Origin of the sequence: Roseibium album (assembly GCF_001404515.1) — a bacterium.
GTDB lineage: Bacteria > Pseudomonadota > Alphaproteobacteria > Rhizobiales > Stappiaceae > Roseibium > Roseibium album.
Window position 1 is genome coordinate 101,856 of the sequence record NZ_CXWE01000003.1, and the last position, 20,488, is coordinate 122,343.

A 20,488-nucleotide genomic window follows, 5' to 3' on the forward strand; every position below is an offset into this window, starting at 1 on the left:
ATCGGTTTTCAATAATTTGGGATGGAACGCTCCATGGCTTCTCATAGTCTTCTGCTCTTGCCGGGTGACGGCATTGGCGCCGAAATCATGAAGGAAGTGGAAAAGGTCGTCGACTGGTTCAACGAAAACAGCGACATGACCTTTGACACCACCGAAGGCCATGTCGGCGGAGCGGCCTATGACAGGCACGGCCAGGCAATCTCCGATGAGGACATGGCCAAGGCACTCGAAGTGGACGCAGTCATATTTGGTGCAGTCGGTGGCCCCAAGTGGGACAAGGTGCCTTACGATGTTCGTCCGGAGGCTGGCCTGCTGCGCCTGCGCAAGGAAATGGAACTGTTCGCGAACCTGCGTCCTGCGATCTGCTATCCGGCCCTTGCCGATGCGTCTTCGCTGAAACCCGAGGTAGTTGAAGGACTCGACATCCTGATCGTGCGCGAACTGACCGGTGGTGTCTATTTCGGCGAACCCAAGGAAATCACCGACCTTGGCAACGGCCAGAAACGTGGCGTCGACACCCAGGTCTATGACACCTACGAAATCGAACGGATATCCAAGGTTGCCTTCGAGCTGGCGCGTACGCGCAACAACAAGGTCACCTCCATGGAAAAGCGGAACGTGATGAAGTCCGGGGTCCTGTGGAACGAAGTCGTTACCGAAACGCACAAGAACGGTTTTGATGACGTCGAGCTGGACCACATGCTCGCCGATGCCGGCGGCATGCAACTGGTCCGCTGGCCAAAGCAGTTCGATGTGATCGTGACCGACAACCTGTTCGGCGACATGCTGTCGGATGTTGCCGCCATGCTGACAGGTTCCCTCGGCATGCTGCCCTCCGCTTCGCTCGGCGCCCCGGACCCCGTCACCGGAAAGCGCAAAGCGCTTTACGAACCGGTTCACGGCTCGGCTCCCGACATTGCCGGCACCGGTGCGGCCAACCCGATCGCCATGATCGCCAGCTTCGCGATGGCGCTGCGGTATTCCTTTGAGGAAGTCGGCGCTGCAGACAAGGTCGAAAAGGCAATCGAGGCAACACTTGAAAAAGGGCTGCGTACAAAAGACCTTGCAAAGGATGGCGACACCGTCGTAACCACCGCGGAAATGGGCGAAGCCATTGTGGCCGAACTGGCTGCACTGAACGCCTGAACCTGACACCGTTTGCAATTCGAGCCGCCCGCGGGTATCCCGTGGGCGGTTTGCTTTTCTCAGAGAAGTTGTTCAGATGATCGAAGACAAAATCGCCCCTTTTCTCGGCACGTGGATCCTGGATGCGGACGAAAGCGAGTTCGATCAGGGCGAGCCGCCGCAAAGCGCAACACTGCGGATCGAGGACAATTTTGGCATGGTGATCTTCACCATGAACCAGCTTTCCGCGGAGGGTGAGGAAACCAGGGATACTTTCGAAGCCGTGCCTGACGGCCCGGAAGTCAAGCTCGGCAAGAGTGGTCTGGTAGATGCCATGCGACTTGTGTTTCAGGGAGACCGGAACCTCATTTCCGAGGCCCGTCGCGGCGGATTGACGATCATGAAAGCCGACCGCGAATTATCGGAAGATGGCCAGACCCTGACCATCACCCAGACCGTGCACCTCGTCGACGTGGCAAGCTTCACCAACACATCTGTCTACCGCAAGGCACAATAGAATCATGAAGCAGATCATCGGCGCCGTCACACTGGTAGTCCCTGACTACGACGCAGCCATCTCGTTTTACGTCGAAAAACTCGGCTTTGATCTTGTTGAGGACACGAAGCTCTCGGCCAACAAACGCTGGGTTCTTGTTGCCCCGAAAGGAAGCACCGAGACGCGACTTCTGCTTGCTCTGGCGGATGATGACCAACAGATTGCTGCCATCGGCAATCAGACCGGTGGCCGGGTGTGTTTGTTCCTCAATACGGACGACTTCGACCGGGATCACCAGGCCATGAAATCAAAAAGTGTCACGTTTCTGGAAACGCCACGCGTCGAGCCTTACGGCAAGGTAGCCGTCTTTGAGGACCCGTTCGGCAACAAGTGGGATCTGATCGAGAAATACTAGGCCGGTCTTGGCCGGAAAGTGAAGTTCGGGCAGCCGTCTGAAACGGCTGCCCGACGTTTTTATTCGGCAGCCACCGTCGCGGACTTTTCACGCAATCCGTCGCGATAGAGTGCTTTGGCGAGTGCAACACACATCAGCCCCATTACCATCGTGAACGGCAACGCCCCGATGATCATGGCGCTTTTCAGTGCCTCCATCGGGTCGGCTCCGCCATTGGTCTTGCCCGCGATCAGCAGGGTACCGATGACCAGTGTCAGGATCACGCCCCAGACGATCCGGTGCTTGATACCCGTCTGCTGTTCGCCACCCGACATGATCGTGTTCATCACGAGGATGCCGGAATCCGCAGAGGTAACCAGGAAGGTCAGGATCAGGACCACGCACATTACGGTGATGGCACTGAGGAAGCCTCCGGAGAGCATTTGTCCGAGGGTGACGAACAGTTTCGCCGTATTGGAAGCACCGATGATTGCACCATCCGCACCGCCGGTCAGTTCCAGATCGATGGCAGTGCCGCCGAGAATGGTCATCCAGGCAAAGCAGACCAGAGCCGGAGCAATGACGCAGCCGATAATGAATTCGCGGACGGAACGTCCCTTTGAGATGCGCGCCAGGAACAGCCCGACAAAGGGTGAGAACGCGATCCACCAGGCCCAGTAGAATGTTGTCCACCCGGCTTGCCAGCCGAACTGACGACCCGGTTCACCGGCAGCATAGGCCGCTGTGAGAACATTCTCAGGCAATGCTGCCGCCTCGCCTTCCAGTCCGGATTTGAACGCATCGAACGATCCCCAGGCATTGGTGGCACCTGTGCGCAACGCGTCGGCGAACGGCGCAGCTTCCGGCGGCAACGCCGCTGCAAAGTCTGCCGCGGACTGCGGACCGAATGCGCCAAAGCTCAGGGATACATAGTGAATGATGTAGTCCGCGATCGAACTTGCGTATGTGGTCATCGCAAACAGGAATGACCCGAACACGACGAATGTCAGAAGCAGGATGATCGACAGAACAAGATTCAGGTTGGACAGGTATTTGACACCCCGGCCAACACCGGAGACCGCTGATATGATCGACAGGCCCATGATGACCACCAGACCCGTGATCAGCCCCACTGTCCCGGGTGCAGGTGCATCACCGCTCATGTCCATCATCCAGTCCATGCCTGAAATGGCATATAGACCGTCGATAAACTGGGACACACCGAAACCGATCGTCACCGAGACGCCGAGGATCGTTGCAACGACACCTAGCACATCGACAACGTGACCCAGGAAGCCGTTCATCAGACGACCAAACAAGGGCGTCAGAGCCGTCCGGATGGTCAGCGGCATGTTGCGGGTATAGGCATAGTAGGCAAGAGACAGACCGGTCACCACGTAAATCGACCAGGCATGAAAGCCATAGTGGAGGAATGTGTAGCGATATCCCGATTGGATCGCCTCTTCCGAGTTCGCGGTGACTTCACCAGCCAGAATCAACGGATTCGACCCCCAAAGCCCAAGTGGCTCTGCAGTTGCGAACACCATCAGACCAACACCGAGGCCGGCGCCGAACATCATGGAAAACCATGAAAATGTCGAAAACTCGGGGGCCTCTCCCGGTGTGCCCATAACCCGGCTTCCAGTCTGCGGCAGTAAGGTGATCGCAAGCAGGAAAAAGGAAAAAAAGCCGACGATTACCACGTAAAAGCCGTTGAAATCTCCCAGCAGTTGCCAGTTCAGGCTGCCCAGCACGCCATTCGCGTTTGCCGGCCAGACAAGGGCCCAGATGACCAGCGCAACCATGATCGCCTTGCTTAAGATCGCGATCTCGACGCTATGGCCTTCATAGAATCCACCCGCAGATTTCTTGATCTGCAGATCAGTGAAGGGTTGTTTGATTGACATGTGTTTCCTCCCTGTTCACACGTGTCCTGATTGCCCGGGCGGCTTCATTCGCGGCTTCCCGGCTTTTACGCCGCACGACATCACGCCAATATGGCTTCGATTTTCGAAAGCGTTGTCGCATTTACGTCAACTCCATGACCTCGGGCCGACAAACGCTTGGTTCTGCGGCCATCGCCCGGCAGATGTGCACCGTCCTGAAAACGGATCGCCTCCACGAGCTCGGCAACAGTGGACGCGAAGTTACCGCCAGCGGTTGCAGCCGGATCAATCGCGATGAAGCACTGACCGGTTCTGGGTGGGCCACCGGAGGTTCCCGAAAACGGCGAAGCGTTTATTCCCAGCGTCGCGCCGGTGAGTGCAGCAGCCATGATTTCCGTCAGAAGCGCGATGCCAACACCCTTGTAGCCGCCGGACGGCGCCATCGACCCCTTGAGGCCGACATTCGGGTCGGTTGTCGGATTGCCCTCGGCGTCGAGCGCCCAGCCGATCGGGATCGGCTTGCCTTCCCGTGCGTGTTTCATCACTTCGCTTTTCGCGATCGTGCTGGCGCTCTGGTCGATCAGAAGGGCCGGCTGTCCATCGGAACCGGGCACAGCTACAGAAAACGGATTGGTTCCAACCACCGGCTTTGCCCCTCCGGATGGTGCGATGGATGCCGGCGCATTCGTAAACCCAAGCCCGACCAGTCCCTCCTGCGCCAGACGATAGGTGTGGTATCCGAGGACGCCGCAATTGTAGCTGTTCCTGATCACCAGAACCGCCAGACCCTGTTCTCGGGTCGCGGGCACAAGCGTTTCGAAACCCAGATCAATGGCAGCATGGGCAAATCCGGTCGCCGCATCGACCGCAACGACACCCGGTTTTGGTCGCGTCAGCACGGGCGTGGCCTGTCCATCGACCTTGCCGCATCGCACGTGTTCACAGTAGATCGGGATATAGGCGAGCCCGTGGCTTGCAACACCATCTGCCTCGGTTGCGGCAGTGGCCAGGGCGAGGGCGCGCGCACTTTCTTCCGACGTGCCAGCGGCAACCAGCGCGCGAAAGGACAGGTCCTCGATTTCGGCGAGTGAAAGTGTCCGGGTTTCGGTCATCATGACACCTTTTCAGTCATTGTCGGATAGCCCGGCACCTGCGCCCAAAAGGCGTGATTCATCGGTCGCCGGGGCGTAAGTGCGATAGGCATACTCATTGAGTCTGGCCCAGTTGTCGGGATCGGGTGTCGCTCTGCTCTTGCTGCGGCAGCGTGCGGCAAGTTCTCCGCCGGTTCGAACCGTCAGTTCTTCCGCCTGAGCTGGAATACCGTCGGGGCAGCTCAGGGCAACCCCGTCGGTGATCGCGAGCTGACCGTCGATGTCGACAGTCACGCAGCATTTGTGGAAACGGGCAGCATTCGCCGCAAACGGCAGGATCACCAACGGAGCGGCAACCTGGCGCATGCGGATGGCATCCTTTGCCAGTTGATGCGCACAGTCGGAAAGGTAGGCGCCCGCAACCAGCGGGCACAGCTCGCCATCGGCGCGCCATTCGCCTTCCTGGCCTGTCGGTGCATGATCTGCCGAGACAGCCAGCCGCCGATCCAGCAAACCTGCAAGAATTGTCACACCGTCTTGCCCGTTTGCGCAAAGCCAGCGGGTGGCTTTGGCAGCTTCTTCGGCGCACCCCCAGGAGTACCCCGCTCCCCTTGCTGCCCGCTTCGAAGCTGCCTCGATTTCATTGAGGGAATAGCTCATCCGGCGATCTCCGGATAAATCCACAAATCGGCGGTTTCCGGTGAAAGGTCTTCAGGATACGGTGCCCCGGCATACATGCAGATTCTCACCCACCGGTCCGAGCGCGGATCAAAATGGGTTGCCCCGAAGAAAGACAGTTTCGCCCGTAACATGTCGATGGGCATGACCGTGGCGCTGATCGTGTTGTCGCGTATCTCGCCATACGGCGCGGCCCGGCTCATTTGCGCCCTGCGGATGGTGTGCCGGTGCTCGGGATGGTTCAGCAGAAAACGGGCGATCGGTTCCGTGGCATCCCACGCTTTCAGTGCGGCAAATGCCTTCGCGGCATCACGTGCCGGCGCCAGGGGCTGCTCATAGTCTGTGATCGGTTCCTCGAACCTTTCCCCCATGCGAGGTTCAAGCTTTTCCTCCGAAACGTACCAGGCCCTTGCGCAATTGGTCGGGTCGGTCCAGTCAAGTTCGAATGCCCAGCCGAAACCGTCTTCCAGCAGCGCTCGAACATCGCCGACCTTCATTGACCCATCAATTCTGAAAGCGTCTGAATTGCTGTCTGCCATGCAACAGGTCAATTGATCGACGAGTTCGCCATAGGGCTCCAGAACAAGGGAAGCGACAAATTCCTGCCCTTCCTCGCTGAGCGATACCTCCGACCATTCCACGAGCTTGTTCCAGGGGTAGTCATTGCCCAGATCGGCGTCGTCGAGATAGTGCGAAAGCTTTTGCAGATCGGATTTCAATTGCCCCAGCTTGGCGAGCTGAACCGGGTGTTCAGAACGCCATTGATCGACGGAAACGGTGGTCCGTTTCAGAACATTCCTGAAGGTCTCGATGTCTTCCGGCAATGCCGTCCGGACCGAGCGCACCCGTGCGATTGCTTCTTCGCGCACCATCATCCAGTTGTTGAAAAGGACAGGGTGATTGATGATGAACGGCGCCATGCCCAACCCGGTCGAGTTACCGATTCCGAGACGACGCGCGATGATCGGGTCCAGCGAGACGGCTTGTTCGCCGCCTTTTGCATCAGCCATATGCTGCACCAGGTCCCGGACAAATGTTCGGGTCAGATAAACGGACAGCATTTCCGCCTGAAACGGCACCTGCATTTCACTGCGCGCGGCTATGATTTCCCGGTCCGCAGCACCGAATTTCCCGGACCCGTAGACAGCGGTGGTACGCATCAGGTAGCCGACCGCCGAGATTTGCGCGGGATCGGGCTGCAGGCCGGCTGCAAGACTGTCGACCACGTGGGTCCACAGCCGGACCGAGCGGTTCGCCCGTGACAGGGACAACTCGCATTCGCTGATGCGTCCGGCTTCCTGCAATGGAACGTTTTGCGACAACCGATTGATGTCCGCTTCCGTCGGAATACCGTCGAACAAGGCGAATGTGGCATCCCACGCATCGGCGATCACCCGATCCGAGCGTTTTTCGGCAGGCAGGTCATGAGCAAAGGCGACCAGTGAATAGACCCGCTCCGGACCTTTCGCTGTATAGACCGCACGTCCGACGCCATTTTCATCGATATCGAACAAGGGGCAGGAAAATTCCCAGCCTTCACCGGCCATTCGGCGGGTCAGGACACGCATGAAACTCAGGCGGCACTGGTGCAGGGAGCCAAGACGTTTCAACCGCATTACTGTTGCGGGATCGCGTCGCGGAATTTGCGTGCCGCCCGTGTTCACCGGTTTTTCCTCCCGAAGTTTTCGGCGAAGAAGCGGTACCAGTTGCCCCCCATGATACCGGAAATCTCGTCCTGGTTCATGCCGACGGAACGCAGTCCGTTCTCGATATTGCCGAAATCACGGTTGTCGCCGAACCAGTCAGGCATTGGCGGAAAACCGGGGTTTTTCGCCGAGCCCTCGCCATAATCGATTTCCTTGGTCCAGCGGCCGACCCGCATCCACTCCACGACACTATCCGGCTGGTCCTGGCAGAGGTCGGTACCGATGCCCAGATGCTGCGCGCCGTATTTGTCGGCGGTTCGAGCGATCATCTCGCAAAAGCTCTGCAGCGTGCAGTCGGACTTGTCCTTCAGGTGATGCGGGTAAACCGAAAATCCAAGCATGCCACCATTCTCGGTGACTGCGCGTATGACGGAGTCCCGTTTGTTTCGAAGCGCCGGAGCCCATTCATGGGGATTGGCATGCGTAACGGCGATCGGTCGTTCAGACAGGTCCGCGGCTTCGATTGTCGACCGGTCGGCCGAATGACTCATGTCGACGACCAGCCCGACGCGGTTCATCTCCTTGATGACCTCGCGGCCCATACGGGTAACGCCGGTGTCTTCGCTTTCATAGCAGCCTGTCGCCAGCAGCGACTGGTTGTTATAGGTCAGCTGCATGAACCTGGCGCCCAGCGTGTGCACGATCTCGACCAGCCCGATGTCATCTTCAATCGGAGACGGGTTTTGAAATCCGAAAAAGATCGCAGTCCGGTCCGTCCGGCGCGCCTCGTCGATATCAGCTGCCCACTCTCCCTTCATGATCAGGTCGGGATACAGTTCGAACCAGCGATTCCATTTTTCGAAATTCAGGACGGTTTCACGGAAGTTCTCGTGATAGGCGATCGTGACGTGAACCGCGTCCACGCCACCTTCGCGCAGTTGCCGGAAAATCTTTTCCGACCAGTTGGCATATTGCAGCCCGTCGATCCGCATCAGTCCGGGCTCCCGGCGCTGATATAGGCGGTTTTGACGGTCGTGTAGAACTCGGCCGCCGCCTTGCCCTGTTCACGCGGTCCATACGAACTGTCGCCGCGACCACCGAACGGAACGTGATAGTCTGTGCCTGCTGTTGGCAGGTTGATGGTGACGACCCCGGTTCGTGCATTGCGGCGGAAGTGATTGGCCCTGGCAAGGCTCTTCGTGACGATCCCGGATGTCAGGCCGAAATTGGTGTCATTGACGGTCGCAAGCGCCTCATCGTAACTCCCGACCTTGATGACGCAGGTGAGCGGCGCGAACATCTCTTCACGGTTGATACGCATGCCGTTGGTGGTGTTGAGAAACACCCCCGGGGACATGTAGAAACCTTCGTGCGGCCGTTCGAGACGCTTGCCGCCGCAAGCCAGCTCGGCGCCCTCGGACTTGCCCAATTCCACGTAGGAGAGGTTTTCCTGAAGTTGCTCCGCACTGACTACCGGGCCCATCTGGGTGCCCTTTTCAAGCGCGTGACCGACCTTCATGGCCTCGGCCCCGGCAACCAGCTTGTCGACAAAGGCATCATGCACGCTTTCGTGGACAATCAGTCTGGAGGAGGCGGTACATTTTTGACCCGTTCCACCGAAAGCGCCTCCAAGGGCCAGGGTAGCTGCAAGATCCAGATCAGCGTCGTCCAGAACAGCCAGCGCGTTCTTGGAACCCATCTCCATCTGAACCTTGGTCAGGTTCTGGATTGCAGCTGAAGCAATCCCCTTGCCGACCGGGACAGAGCCGGTGAAGGTGATGGCATTCACTTTCGGGCTTTCCACCAGACGCTGACCAATGGACCGGCCAGCGCCCATCACAAGGCTGAACAGTCCTTTTGGAATATCCTGCTTCTCGATGATTTCCGTCAGCGCGACCGCCGATGCCGGGGTCATGTTGGCGGGTTTCCAGACGACGGCATTTCCATAGCAAAGCGCGGGTGCAATCTTCCAGGAAGCCGTAGCGGTCGGGAAATTCCAGGGAGAGATGACCGCAACGACACCGACCGGCTCGCGGCGCACGTCGACCTCAATACCGTCCCTTACGCTGTCGGCATTTTCACCGATCTGGCGAAGGCATTCGGCCGCATAGTAGGTAAAGAACTGACCGGCGCGGTAGACTTCGCCTTTGCCTTCCGCGAAAGGCTTGCCTTCCTCTCGCGACAGCAATGTGCCGAGTTCTTCGGCACGCGCCATGAGTTCGTTGCCGATGTTCATCAACACAGCCTGCTTCCGCTCCAGGCCATAGGCAGACCATTCGGTTTGCGCTAACCGGGCACGATCCAGCGTAGTGTCGAGTTGGTCCGGACCTGCCTGCGCGAACATCCCGATCAGGTCGCTCAGGTCGGAAGGATTGCGGTTTTCGATCTCGTTTTCGCCGGCCAGCCATTCGCCGGCAATCAGGTTCAATTTCGTCACAACAGGTTCCAGGTCCAAAGAATTCAGAATGGAAACAGGATGGACACCAATCACAATATCAGTCAAACTCAATAAACTTAACTCTATTTCAGAAAAACTGAAGAATGGCCGTCAAGATTGAAATGCTCCGGTGCTTTTGCACGGTGGCCCAGACAGGCAGTCTTGTTGAAGCTGCAGACCGACTCGGACGCACTCAGTCTGCGGTTTCAATGACGCTCAAGCAGCTTGAAGATCATTTGGGCAAGAGACTGTTCGAAGGTGAGCGCAAAAACCGGCTGTCACCTCTGGGAGAACAGGTGTTTGAATTGGCACTCAAACAGGTGCGCCAGTTCGATCAGGCAGTACAGAGCATAGAAGCAGCCGCGAATGCCGTTCAGGGACTGATCCGGATTGTGTCCGTACCATCAGTCGCCGCCCTGCTGTTTCCGCTCGTTCTCGAACACATGACCCGTAAATTTCCCGGCCTGAAGGTCGAACTCAGGGATACCGACACACAACAGGTGCTGGACGCCATGACGCAAGGCAAGGCCGACATCGGAATTGCGTCGGGGTATCACCCGTTGAACGGTATCAAGGCCGTCCCGCTCTTTGAAGACCAGTTTGGTCTTGTCAGCGCTGCCGATCATCCGTTGATGCTGAAGGCCGAGCCATTGACGATTGCCGATGTCGTCGCCGCTCCGTTCGTCGCAAATGCCCTGTGTGAACTGATTAGAACACCCCGGTTCCTGACCGCTGTGGCAAATACCGACGTAACCATCCACAACACACATTCACTGATCACGATGGTCAGAACCGGTGCCTGGGTTACCGTCCTGCCTCAAACGGTCGCGCGCTTCATTCCTGAATCGACCGCGTTTCGCGAAATTTCGGACCTGCCGGACAAACGGGAAGTTTTTCTCTACATCCGGGAACGTTCGCGGTTCAGGGAACTGACAGAAGAGTGCAGCAATTTCATCTTGAGAACCGAATTGCTCTGAGAACCAAAAGACGCGACCCGCGATTTGCGAAATTCTGCGCAGATCATACAGAATGTACGCGTTTCCGTCTCCTGGTCGTTGTGTGAATACGAGGCGTCAAGCCGCGGCAACGTCGCTCAGGAAAACCCTGATTTCCGTTCGCAGATCCTCTGTACTCTTCACAACTTCGCTTGTCCGGCTACCCATGTCTGCGGCAGCCGAGCTCGATTGCTGCGCAATTTCCTTCACCTGGTCCATGTCCCCCACGACAGACCGGGTCTGGTCCGCTGCTTCCAGAACATTGCCCTTGATGGCGTCGGTAGACTGTCGCCGGTTTTCAAGATCCTCGGCAATCTGCGTGGTGCATCCGGTCACTTCGCCGATATCGGCGATAATTTTTTCAATTGCCTCCACGACGCGACCCGTCCGCTCCTGAACCAGTACGACCTGGCCGGTGATCTGTTCGGTGGCCGACGCGGTCTGACCGGCAAGCGTCTTGACTTCACCGGCAACAACTTCGAAGCCCTTGCCCGCGTCGCCCGCGCGGGCCGCCTCGATCGTGGCATTGAGCGCCAGGAGATTGGTCTGATCTGCAATTGCACTGATTAGGGACACGATCTCCCCGATCGACCTGGATATTTCCGCCAGGCTTTCGATCTCGGCATTTGCAGTCGCCGCATTCTGATTTGCCGCCTGCGCGATGTCAGTGGCCTCCTGCGCGCGCCTGCTGATGGCAGTTATGTCGTTTGCCAGGATTTCAGAGGCTTCTGCAACGGCGTCAACATTTTCCGATGCGCCGGACGATGCGACGGCGGTGTCCTGCGCGCATTTATCGGCATTCTGGGCAATGTCTTCCAGGGATCCGGAGGTGTTTTTCATGTGTGCAAGGGCCCCGTCGACTTCTGCAAGCAGGTCCGTCATGCGGCATCTGAAACCTTCGATCAGATCGTCGACCCGTTCCTGTCGTTCGGCAGCGGCCTGTCCCTCGAGCTGCTGCCTCTCGCGTGTCAGTTCGATCGTGCGATCGCGATAATATCCAACCGCCCGGGCGATATCCGAAATCTCGGTGTGGCCGTAAGAAAAAGGCAGGTCGGTTTCCAGACCGTCGGAATCCGCAAGCTTCCGGATGCCGCAGTTCAAGGAATGGATGCAATAAAGGATCGATTTGCTGAAGTGCCAGGCAACGGCAAATGCAAACGCAAAGACAATACCGAGGGCCCCGGCAACTCCCCACATCCGGGTCTTGGCTTCTGTGACCATTGCCTGAAGCCGTGTTTCAAGATCCGCCAAACTGACCTGCTGCAGGTCGTTCATGGCAGCAAGAAAGGCACCGAAACGATCTTGCAAAGGGGTCAGATCAAGCGCCGTGCCGTCTGCGCCCTGCCCGACGTCGCGGGCAACGCTTGCAAGTTCTCCCTGGAAACCGCCATTCGCCTGCCGGAAAGCCTTCCCTGCCTTGCCGAATGGCGTTTCATCACCTTCTGCTCCTTCATGCATTTCTGTTCTGGTCAGGCTGCTGATCTGGTCCGCGAGTACTTTGAACTGACCGGCGCCAACAAGAACCGACATCGTGTCGGAATGGCTGAGTTCGGTCTTAGCGGCAACATTTTCGCTGTTGCGGACAACGGCACTGACCCGAACCACAAGATCCGAAAGTTGTCCCGAGACGAGTTCTGCAAGGAGGTTCGCTTCCTGAGACCGGTTCGCACGAACGCCGGACTTGTCACCAATGCAATTGATCAGTCGATTGGCCTGGGTGAGCTTCTTCGCAGGTGTTTTTGCCTGCTCATCGGGAGCGCAGGCGGGATAGGCAGCCAATACGTCGTTCGGCAAGGTGCCATCCGCCATCACGGCATCGGCCCACACAGCCTGAAGAGCTGGAAGGCCCTCAAGTTTTGCACTGTCACGCGCCAGGTCCTTGTAGGCCGATTGGATAATCCAGCCCGCACAGGCGACAATCGGCACCGTCAGAACGATCACCAGGATGAACAGTCTCTTGCGGATGGTCAATGGATGTCTCCCGAATCGCTTTGGAACGAATTGAGAGAAAACCTAGGTCGAAATTCCCAATAAATTCGAAACGGGACCACCAAATGATGAACTTCGAATCTAAATTGTTGAATTCGTTCAGTCAGTTTGGCGATTGAGTGTACTCAGGAACAGGGTCTGGCCACTTTTCCGATTTTGTGTCAGCTGCTGCGTTCTGCGACCCGGAGATTTCGCCCCCCAATTGTCCGGAAATCCCTGCTCTTCCAGTTACGACGAATTCAACAGGCCGAGGCGCATTGCTACAGGACACTTCCCGGGAGAGAGGCTCGTTCATGTGACTCACCTCTTGGGCCTGAAGGACCTGATTTTCGCGGCCATCCTCTCCGCTTGCCCCGCGAGTGGCCTGGTCATCCCTTACCAAAGGCACACTCAGGTGGCGAAACATCGGGCGGGAAATATTTTCAAAGGCCGTCTCTTGCAAACTGGTTAAATAGCATACTATATAATATTAATAGCTTGCTATATTATGGAGCGACGCATGCCGAAATTCCCGGACTTCAAATCTTTCATTCTGGCCCTGTTGATCCTTGCCGGCTTTTTCGCGGGAACAGCCGCAATAGCCGCTGATCTCAAAACAAACGAACCTGTCACCTTGATAAATGTCTTTGAGGTCCCCGCGGACCAGATCGACAAGACTGTCGAATTCTGGGAAAAGTCACGTGACTTCCTTCGTCAGCAGCCCGGGTACATTTCAACGCGGCTGCACCGGGCACTTGCACCGGATGCCAGATTTCAGTTGATCAACATTGCCATCTGGGAAAGCCCCGAAGCCTTCCAGGCAGCTATCGGCAAGATGCGCGAAACCAATCCGGACACGGATGCCCGGAATACTGTTTTCCATGCAGCTCTCTATCGGGTTATCCGGACAGATGAGGAAACCGAGTAATGTCGGGAAACTTCAGGCAGGACCGGCTGATGCACTGGGTAATCGCGGTGCTTGTTCTGGCAGCGCTTGCCTCCGGCTTCGCTATGACGAGGACTGAACCGTTTTCCCTTGCCCTTCTGCAAGCTCATTTGGGATGCGGCATCGCTGCCGGCCTGCTGACGCTGCTCCGCGTCCTGATCTGGTTCAAACGCGGCGCACCGCAACCCATTTATCCGGTTTCCTCGCGGCTTCAGAAGGTGGTCAGCAGGATTGTGCACGGACTTCTGCGTCTGGTTCCGCTCGCCCTGCTGGCAAGTGGGGCTGGCATGATCGCATTTTCAGGAGCTTTCCCGTCTATACGGGAGGGGACACTTCAGGGTCTTGTCGCCTTTCAGGATCTGCCGCCTCGCAATCTGCATCACATGGCCGCGTTGCTGCTTGCTGCACTGACCGCGCTTCACGTTGGGGCAGCGATCTGGCATTTCCGGAAGACCAATGCAAAAAGCCCCTCATGACAGGCGTCAGCGGTTAAAAAGTGCCAAGCCCGGCTGACGGAACAGCCGGGCTTGTTTTCAGTTTCTGGATGAGGCGCCGTTGGTCTAGTTCAGCCGTGATGCAGGTCCGAGATCGATCAGCTGGGTTTCGCCCGGAGCATCATCGACGCCGTCATTGTCGGTAACCAGGATCAGACGACCGCCCGCAGTCACCGCAAGGCCTTCAGGCTTGTCCTGGACCCAGCCTTTTCCTTGCGCCAGGGCAGGAAGTATATCCATCGCAAGTCGTTTCTTGAGGATCGGAAGAGTTTCGCCGTGTGCGGCCGGTGTGATGCCTTCCAGCGAAACAACGGTGACCTGCTTGATTGCGGCATCTTCGCCACCCTTGTTGTCGCGCTCAAGGATGGCGAACCGGCCGTCACCGAGCGAGACGATTTCGGACAATCCGACCCAGCCACCGGCAGCACTCTTCGGCGCGTCGAGCGGATAGTGGACGAAACCCCAGGACTTGTCGGCGGGGTTGTAGATCCCGATCTTGGTGTGACCCTTCGGATCATCGTTCCATTCCCGCTGGACAGCGACGGCAACGAGGTTCTGTCCGTCCATTTCGAATTCAGCAACCCCTTCGAACGAAAACCGCTTCTGCTGGTCGATCAGGCTCTGCGGCAACGTGATTTCTTCCTGAACTGCGCCATCGGCGTCGACTTTCAAAAGAAGATGGCCACGTTCGTTCTTCGGATGTCCTTCCGAGGCCAGCCAGAACCCGCCGTCCCGTGCGACTGCAATGCCTTCCAGATCCAGTCTCTCCTGATTGAAGCCGGTCACGGTGGTGTAAGAGGTGATCCTTGCCGGTTTGGCGGAAATGTCCAGGGTGTATATCCGGCCGTCGTCATAGAAACTGTCGTTCACCGCGTAGAGCTTGTTGGCGTCGGACGGATCGGCAGCCAGCGCCGAGATCGCACCCCAGCCGATCGGGGCTCCCTTTTCCGGATCCATGTCGGAAACGACGGACGGATATGCCGGAGATTCAGCGCCGAACTTGTAGAGCGTGATATGCGAGCGAACATTGTCTTCCGCGCTGTCAACTTCGTTGGCGACCAGGAAGAGATCGCGTTCCGGGATGGCAAGCAATCCTTCCGGGCCGACATGGGTCGGCAGGAACTGGACGAATTCCGGCTCACTTCCCGTGTCCCTGTACACGGCAACAAAGTTGCCCCGCTCCGAGTTGACGAATATCAGGGTCTCGCCGCCGAATTTGCCGACAGCAACACCTTCCGGCTCTGTTCCCTTCTTGTGGGCACGCTTTGCCGGGTAATGTCCGTGTGACATGCCCAGATGCTCCATCTGGTTGCCGCTGTCGAACAGAACGTCGCCCCTGGCACTCCAGATCGTAAAGCCGCGCGAACCGCCTTCGTAGTCGCCCTCATTGGCTGTTACGAAACGCTCGTCATCGATCCAGGCAACCGCATCAGGTTCGCGTGGAACGTTCTCGCTGCTCCCGGACGCATCGCTCATCCGGGATTTCTTGACAGGAACATTTTCCGCCGTCGCAACACCGGCGGAAAAGTCAGCGACAACTTTGCCCGTGGCAAGGTCGACTACCGCAAGATGGTTGTTTTCCTGCAGCGTCACGACCGCCTCGTTTCTGGAGTTGATGGAAACGAATTCCGGCTCCGGATCTGACGGCGCGGTTCCGGCAAGACCTGTCAGGTCGACAAGGCGCACCGCATCGCAATTGGTCGGCGCGCCATTGCCGTCAAGATCGAAGATCGCAAGGTGGCCGGCGGGCATCTGCGGCATGACACCGTCATTCAGGTCTTCATCGCGCTCGTTCTCGATCGCGATCGCGGCATATTTGCCATCCGCCGAAATGGCAACGCTGTCAGGCTGGCCGTTGGTGTCGCATCTGGCAATGACGTCCATGCCATCAAGCCCGATCACGGCCAGATGGCCGGATGCATTGACATAGTCCTCGCTGGTGTTGACCCCGGCATAGGCGGCCTTTTCACCAACAGCGACGGATGTCGGCTCACCACCGAGATCGACCCGCCCGATCGGTTGAATGTTCAGCGGGTTGCCCGCGTTGACGAAGACGATCGCCTCACCGGGACTGTCGGTGAACGCCAGCGTGCGGCCGTCCTTCGATGCAGAAATGATTTCGGCTACCGTCTCGGTCGCCTGGTCGACACCGTCCGGCAGGGTCTTGTAAACCGGGTAGGTATTGATCCGCTCGAAAAACTCCGCCTGCGCTGCTGACACGGCACCAAGACCGCACAGAACAGCAAGGCTGACGCTTTTCAGAAAACGTCCGCGAGGGTCCGACATTGCACTAGCTCCCATATGTTTTGGGTTGAGGTGCGCGAAAACTAGTTGGCCTCATTACAGAAAAAGTGACAATCGCATGAAGGTTGTGTGACAAGCTCACGAATAAGATATGCAGCGTTTCCAGGGTGAGGTTTCCAGAAAAAGCTGGACAAGACACCGGAATTCTCTCACGTTGCAACCCTTGCATTTTCTCGCGCAAAACGCGCGCTTCTCTATTTCGGATATTCTCATGCAGATCGGATTTGTCCGCGCCGCCCTGGTGCTGGGGCTGCTTGCCGCCGTTGGTCCTTTCGCCATTGATCTCTATCTTCCGGCGACACCCCAGATCGTTCAGGATCTGAATACGGATGACGCCGGAGCACACATGACCTTCACGGTCTATTTCATTGCCTTCGGTCTCGCACAGCTCATTTACGGACCGATCGCGGACTGGCTCGGCCGCAGACCGCCCATTTTCGTAGGGCTCGTGGTCTTCATTGCCGGTTCCGTTATCTGTGCCATGGCGACTGACATTTCCATGCTGACCCTTGGTCGCTTCGTGCAGGCACTCGGGGCTGCTGCACCGATGGTGATCGTGCGCGCGGTGGTCCGGGACCTGCATACAGGCACGCAGGCGACGAGGCTCATGGCTCTGGTGATGCTCGTAATCAGCATTTCGCCGCTGCTTGCGCCCCTGACCGGCAGTTTCATCATTTCCCTTGCAAGCTGGCGCATGATCTTCGGCGCCCTCGCGCTGATCGCCTTGCTCGCAATGGTCCTGACAGCGCTCCGGCTTCCCGAAACACTTCCCGCGGACCGGCGCAGCCCGATAAATGCAGCCGCCTTGCTGCGCAGCACCGTCTACCTGATGAAAGATGCAAGGTTCCTGGGCCTGACGATGATCGGTGGTTTCGCGCTGGCCAGCTTCTTCGTCTTCATCGCCTCAGCGCCCATGGTGTACATGACCCAGTACGCCCTGACGCCGACGGAATTCAGCCTGGTGTTCGCCGTCAATGCAGTAGGCTTTTTCGCCGCCTCGCAATTCGCGGCCGATCTCGGTCAAAAATACGGTATGGGCCGTGTTGCATTCTGGGCGGTCTGCGGATTTGCCGCGGCAACCTCGACGCTATTTGCGCTCGTCTGGCTGGGTCTCGATGATCTGCCGGTACTGATGGCCATGTTTTTCCTTGGCAATTCGTGCCTCGGACTGGTCATCGCTCCGACAATGGTCATGGCTCTGGAGGAGCACGGAGAACACGCCGGCATGGCATCGTCGCTTGGTGGAACATTTCAGATGGTTGCCGGCGGCCTCATGATTCTGATCTGCAGCCCGTTCTTTGACCGCACCGCCTTGCCGCTGGTCGGCGCTGTTGCAACCTGCGCCTTCATTGCCTTTGTATTGGCTCTGTTGACGCTGCGTCCGCAACAGGAAGGCAATGCTCCCGCCTGAGGACGTCCTCAGGCGGAGGATTTTCCGATTTCGTCCAGTCTTTCCTTGAGCGACAATTTGTCGAGCGAGGACATCGGCAAACTGATGAAAATTGCGATCCGGTTGTTGAGCATGCGGAATGTCTCGTTGAAGGCCAATCGTTTTTCGGTTTCGTTGCCTTTGGCCAACACCGGATCAGGAACGCCCCAGTGTGCCGACATCGGCTGTCCCGGCCAGACAGGACATGTTTCCTTCGCTGCATTGTCGCAGACGGTGAAGACGAAATCCATTTCAGGTGCCCCAGGCCCGGCAAACTCGGACCAGTCCTTTGAACGGAAGTCTTCAGTCTTGAAATTGAGTTTCTCCAAGAGCGTTAATGCTTCCGGCCGGACGAAGCCGGCAGGGTTCGATCCAGCAGAATAGGCCTTGAAACGTCCTTTCCCATCCCGGTTCAATATCGCTTCTGCCATGATTGACCGCGCCGAGTTTCCGGTACACAGAAAGAGGACATTAAAGACTTCGTTGGACATCATTCCCTCCAGGTACTATTCGCTATTTCCGGCAGGCAATGGCCTCCATCACCTGCGCGCAGAGTTCAGGGTGGCCACCGCAGCAATCGGCCACAAGATAAGTCAGCAATTCTTTCGTTCCATCCATATCCGCGTAGTAGCGGATCGAGCGTCCCTCACGTTCGTTTCGAACCAGCCCGGCCTGCAGGAGAACAGACAGGTTGGCCGACATGGTGTTTTGGCGAACACCCAGCGCTTCACCGATATCACCCGCGCTCATGCCTTCCGGACCTGCATTAATCAGAAGCCGGAAAACATCCAGACGTGTCTTTTGGCTGAGCGCACCGAAGGCACTCAAAGCTTCATTTATATCCATAAATCATGATATATTGATTCTTTTGCGGACAGCAAGCAAAGAATCGCCATTTGATCGAACTTTCGGTATCCGGATCCCTCATTGCGCAAACAGGCTTGTTTTCCTGCGTCCGAACTGTTGATCTGCGCTGTCGGACGACGGAAGGGAAATCATGAAAACATTCGCGAACAATTGGCTCGGTAGAGGACTTGAAAACACACCGGGATTCGCGGCCGGCAGTATTTCGCAATCACCGGGCCCGGAGCGGGAGTTCTTTGCCGACGTTACGGGAATTGAACCCTCTCCGCTGTTGAACCTCTCCGAACTTGCCTTGGAGCTTGGGGTCGGCGCCCTTTACGTGAAGGACGAGCGAAATCGTCTTGGACTGGGAAGTTTCAAGGCACTTGGCGCAGCCTATGCCATTGCGAAGCGCGCATTTGCAAAAATCGAGGCGGGCGAGACAAGTGATCCCGCAACGGCGCTTCACGGCACAACATTCGTCTGTGCAAGCGCGGGCAACCACGGACTTTCCCTTGCCGAGGGTGCGCGCATGTTCGGTGCCGAAGCCGTCGTCTTCGTCGCCGAAACGGTGCCGGAGGCTTTCGCTGACCGGTTGCGGGGCCGAGGCGCAAGGGTAGTCCGGGCTGGTGCGATTTACGAAACCAGCATGGCGGAAGCGGAACGTCAGGCTTTGGAACATGGCTGGCAACTCCTGTCTGACAGCACGTGGCCCGGGATGACCGACCCCGGACGGGACGTGATGGAAGGATATCTGATCATGGGCGAAGAAATTGAATGTCAGATACCCGAGCCGCCGACACATGTGTTTCTGCAGGCCGGTGTTGGCGGTCTGGCCGCAGCCTGCGCATTGAGCGCGCGCGCAAGCTGGGGCAATGATGTCACGATCACGATCGTCGAGCCGGAGGCAGCCCCCGCCCTTCAGGCCAGCATTGCGGCTGGCAAGCCGGTGAATGCACCCGGTCCGGTTTCAACCATGGGCCGCCTGGACTGCAAGGAACCATCGCATCTGGCACTGAAATACCTGGCCAGGCAGGCAAACCGTTTTGCGACGATAACCGACAGGGAAGCAGAGGAGACGGTGTCCTGGTTGAAAGACCATGACCTTTATACAACGCCGTCGGGAGCCGCCGGCCTGTCCGCGCTTCATCACGCACGCGGCCAGTTCGATGAACTTGGCCTGACCTCCGGGTCCAGGGTCCTGTGCTACCTCTCCGAAGGTCCCGAACAAGGCTGATAAGGATCTCCCCGAAACCAATTCTCGAGAGAAGCTGACCACAGTCTGGGCACACAACTGGCCGTGACACCATGCGTCGCCGGCCTCGAACAGCCACATGGCAAGCCGGTGGTCGATTCAGGCAATACCCTTGTGCGGCACAGGATGCTTGCGGGAATAACCGCCAGGGCAAACAGCCCCGAGTGCCCGTTCAATCCCGGGTTCAAGCATGTCGTTCATGGATTTCATGCGACAATGCGAGCATCAATCGATCGAATTCATTGTATTCCTTGTTGACTTCGACGGGATTCCGGGCAAAAACACCGCCGTCTCAAGTTTTGACGATTGCGAGCACCTGATGAACCGGCTGAAAGCCGACATTCTGGATATGATGTCCATGGCCCTTGCCAGCGCTACATTTCTGCGCGGCGAGACCCGGTCGGCTGCCGCAACCGCATTCAAACGCACAACCAAGACAACCAAAACCACCGCTTGACGGTGCCGCTCATCCCGCCTCCCCGGGGATGGGAGGCGCCAGGA

The 20,488-nt window shown here is 57.7% G+C and carries 19 protein-coding genes; 9 read left to right on the top strand and 10 right to left on the bottom strand.

The genetic code is table 11. The features are described 5' to 3' along the window. Positions 1-33 precede the first annotated feature (33 nt). The 3 genes from leuB to LA5095_RS09925 all read left to right on the top strand — a co-directional run bounded on the left by leuB (position 34) and on the right by LA5095_RS09925 (position 2,036). Complete coding sequence (gene leuB, locus LA5095_RS09915) at positions 34-1,146, top strand: 3-isopropylmalate dehydrogenase (RefSeq protein ID WP_055115522.1); 1,113 nt, start codon at positions 34-36, stop codon at positions 1,144-1,146. 76 nt (positions 1,147-1,222) lie between these two features. Further along, positions 1,223-1,642, top strand: a complete 420-nt coding sequence (locus LA5095_RS09920; RefSeq protein ID WP_055114522.1) for a hypothetical protein — start codon at positions 1,223-1,225, stop codon at positions 1,640-1,642. A 4-nt stretch (positions 1,643-1,646) separates the two neighbouring features. After that, entirely contained in the window at positions 1,647-2,036 is a 390-nt protein-coding gene (locus tag LA5095_RS09925; RefSeq protein WP_055114524.1) for a VOC family protein, read from the top strand. Positions 2,037-2,095: 59 nt separating this feature from the next. Here LA5095_RS09925 and LA5095_RS09930 read toward each other — a convergent pair whose 3' ends face one another. From LA5095_RS09930 to LA5095_RS09955, 6 genes are all read right to left on the bottom strand, one after another. Beyond that, positions 2,096-3,922 carry a BCCT family transporter gene (locus LA5095_RS09930; RefSeq protein WP_055114526.1) on the bottom strand — a complete coding sequence of 609 codons (1,827 nt, stop codon included), beginning with the start codon at positions 3,920-3,922 and terminating at the stop codon, positions 2,096-2,098. 80 nt (positions 3,923-4,002) lie between these two features. Further along, complete coding sequence (locus LA5095_RS09935; protein WP_235808767.1) at positions 4,003-5,016, bottom strand: Ldh family oxidoreductase; 1,014 nt, start codon at positions 5,014-5,016, stop codon at positions 4,003-4,005. 9 nt (positions 5,017-5,025) lie between these two features. Continuing rightward, positions 5,026-5,652: a DUF3726 domain-containing protein gene (locus LA5095_RS09940; RefSeq protein ID WP_055114528.1), complete on the bottom strand. Its 627-nt coding sequence runs from the start codon at positions 5,650-5,652 to the stop codon at positions 5,026-5,028. Beyond that, entirely contained in the window at positions 5,649-7,334 is a 1,686-nt protein-coding gene (locus LA5095_RS09945; RefSeq protein WP_208992636.1) for a hypothetical protein, read from the bottom strand. The genes LA5095_RS09940 and LA5095_RS09945 overlap by 4 nt, the downstream gene beginning before the upstream one ends. Further along, complete coding sequence (locus tag LA5095_RS09950; RefSeq protein ID WP_055114532.1) at positions 7,331-8,308, bottom strand: membrane dipeptidase; 978 nt, start codon at positions 8,306-8,308, stop codon at positions 7,331-7,333. Before LA5095_RS09950 ends, LA5095_RS09945 begins: the two co-directional genes overlap by 4 nt. Next, positions 8,308-9,753 carry an aldehyde dehydrogenase family protein gene (locus LA5095_RS09955; protein WP_055115527.1) on the bottom strand — a complete coding sequence of 482 codons (1,446 nt, stop codon included), beginning with the start codon at positions 9,751-9,753 and terminating at the stop codon, positions 8,308-8,310. The genes LA5095_RS09950 and LA5095_RS09955 overlap by 1 nt, the downstream gene beginning before the upstream one ends. A gap of 104 nt (positions 9,754-9,857) precedes the next feature. On the opposite strand from LA5095_RS09955, the gene LA5095_RS09960 reads away from it, so the two are divergent. Beyond that, positions 9,858-10,730, top strand: coding sequence for a LysR family transcriptional regulator (locus tag LA5095_RS09960; RefSeq protein WP_055114534.1), 873 nt, complete (start codon positions 9,858-9,860; stop codon positions 10,728-10,730). A gap of 96 nt (positions 10,731-10,826) precedes the next feature. Here the strand turns inward: LA5095_RS09960 and LA5095_RS09965 are convergent, their stop codons facing one another. Continuing rightward, positions 10,827-12,719 carry a methyl-accepting chemotaxis protein gene (locus LA5095_RS09965; RefSeq protein ID WP_055114535.1) on the bottom strand — a complete coding sequence of 631 codons (1,893 nt, stop codon included), beginning with the start codon at positions 12,717-12,719 and terminating at the stop codon, positions 10,827-10,829. 517 nt (positions 12,720-13,236) lie between these two features. Between LA5095_RS09965 and LA5095_RS09975 the strand changes: the two genes are divergently transcribed. Then, positions 13,237-13,644 (top strand): antibiotic biosynthesis monooxygenase family protein, encoded by a 408-nt coding sequence (locus LA5095_RS09975; RefSeq protein ID WP_082442470.1) that lies wholly within the window; start codon positions 13,237-13,239, stop codon positions 13,642-13,644. Then, positions 13,644-14,138 (top strand): cytochrome b, encoded by a 495-nt coding sequence (locus LA5095_RS09980; RefSeq protein ID WP_055114539.1) that lies wholly within the window; start codon positions 13,644-13,646, stop codon positions 14,136-14,138. The genes LA5095_RS09975 and LA5095_RS09980 overlap by 1 nt, the downstream gene beginning before the upstream one ends. Positions 14,139-14,222: 84 nt before the next feature. On the opposite strand, the gene LA5095_RS09985 is transcribed toward LA5095_RS09980, so the two are convergent. Beyond that, complete coding sequence (locus tag LA5095_RS09985) at positions 14,223-16,442, bottom strand: esterase-like activity of phytase family protein (RefSeq protein WP_055114541.1); 2,220 nt, start codon at positions 16,440-16,442, stop codon at positions 14,223-14,225. Positions 16,443-16,671: 229 nt separating this feature from the next. Between LA5095_RS09985 and LA5095_RS09990 the strand changes: the two genes are divergently transcribed. Continuing rightward, positions 16,672-17,871, top strand: a complete 1,200-nt coding sequence (locus LA5095_RS09990; protein WP_055114543.1) for a multidrug effflux MFS transporter — start codon at positions 16,672-16,674, stop codon at positions 17,869-17,871. Between the two features lie 8 nt (positions 17,872-17,879). Here LA5095_RS09990 and LA5095_RS09995 read toward each other — a convergent pair whose 3' ends face one another. Together LA5095_RS09995 and LA5095_RS10000 are read right to left on the bottom strand one after the other, a co-directional pair. Continuing rightward, complete coding sequence (locus LA5095_RS09995) at positions 17,880-18,380, bottom strand: arsenate reductase ArsC (protein ID WP_055115531.1); 501 nt, start codon at positions 18,378-18,380, stop codon at positions 17,880-17,882. A 22-nt stretch (positions 18,381-18,402) separates the two neighbouring features. Next, on the bottom strand, positions 18,403-18,735 hold the full coding sequence (locus LA5095_RS10000) for an ArsR/SmtB family transcription factor (RefSeq protein ID WP_055114545.1): 333 nt from the start codon (positions 18,733-18,735) through the stop codon (positions 18,403-18,405). A gap of 151 nt (positions 18,736-18,886) precedes the next feature. Between LA5095_RS10000 and LA5095_RS10005 the strand changes: the two genes are divergently transcribed. Beyond that, positions 18,887-19,969 (top strand): pyridoxal-phosphate dependent enzyme, encoded by a 1,083-nt coding sequence (locus LA5095_RS10005; protein WP_055114547.1) that lies wholly within the window; start codon positions 18,887-18,889, stop codon positions 19,967-19,969. 217 nt (positions 19,970-20,186) lie between these two features. Next, entirely contained in the window at positions 20,187-20,444 is a 258-nt protein-coding gene (locus LA5095_RS10010) for a hypothetical protein (RefSeq protein WP_055114549.1), read from the top strand. The last annotated feature ends 44 nt before the right edge of the window (positions 20,445-20,488 follow it).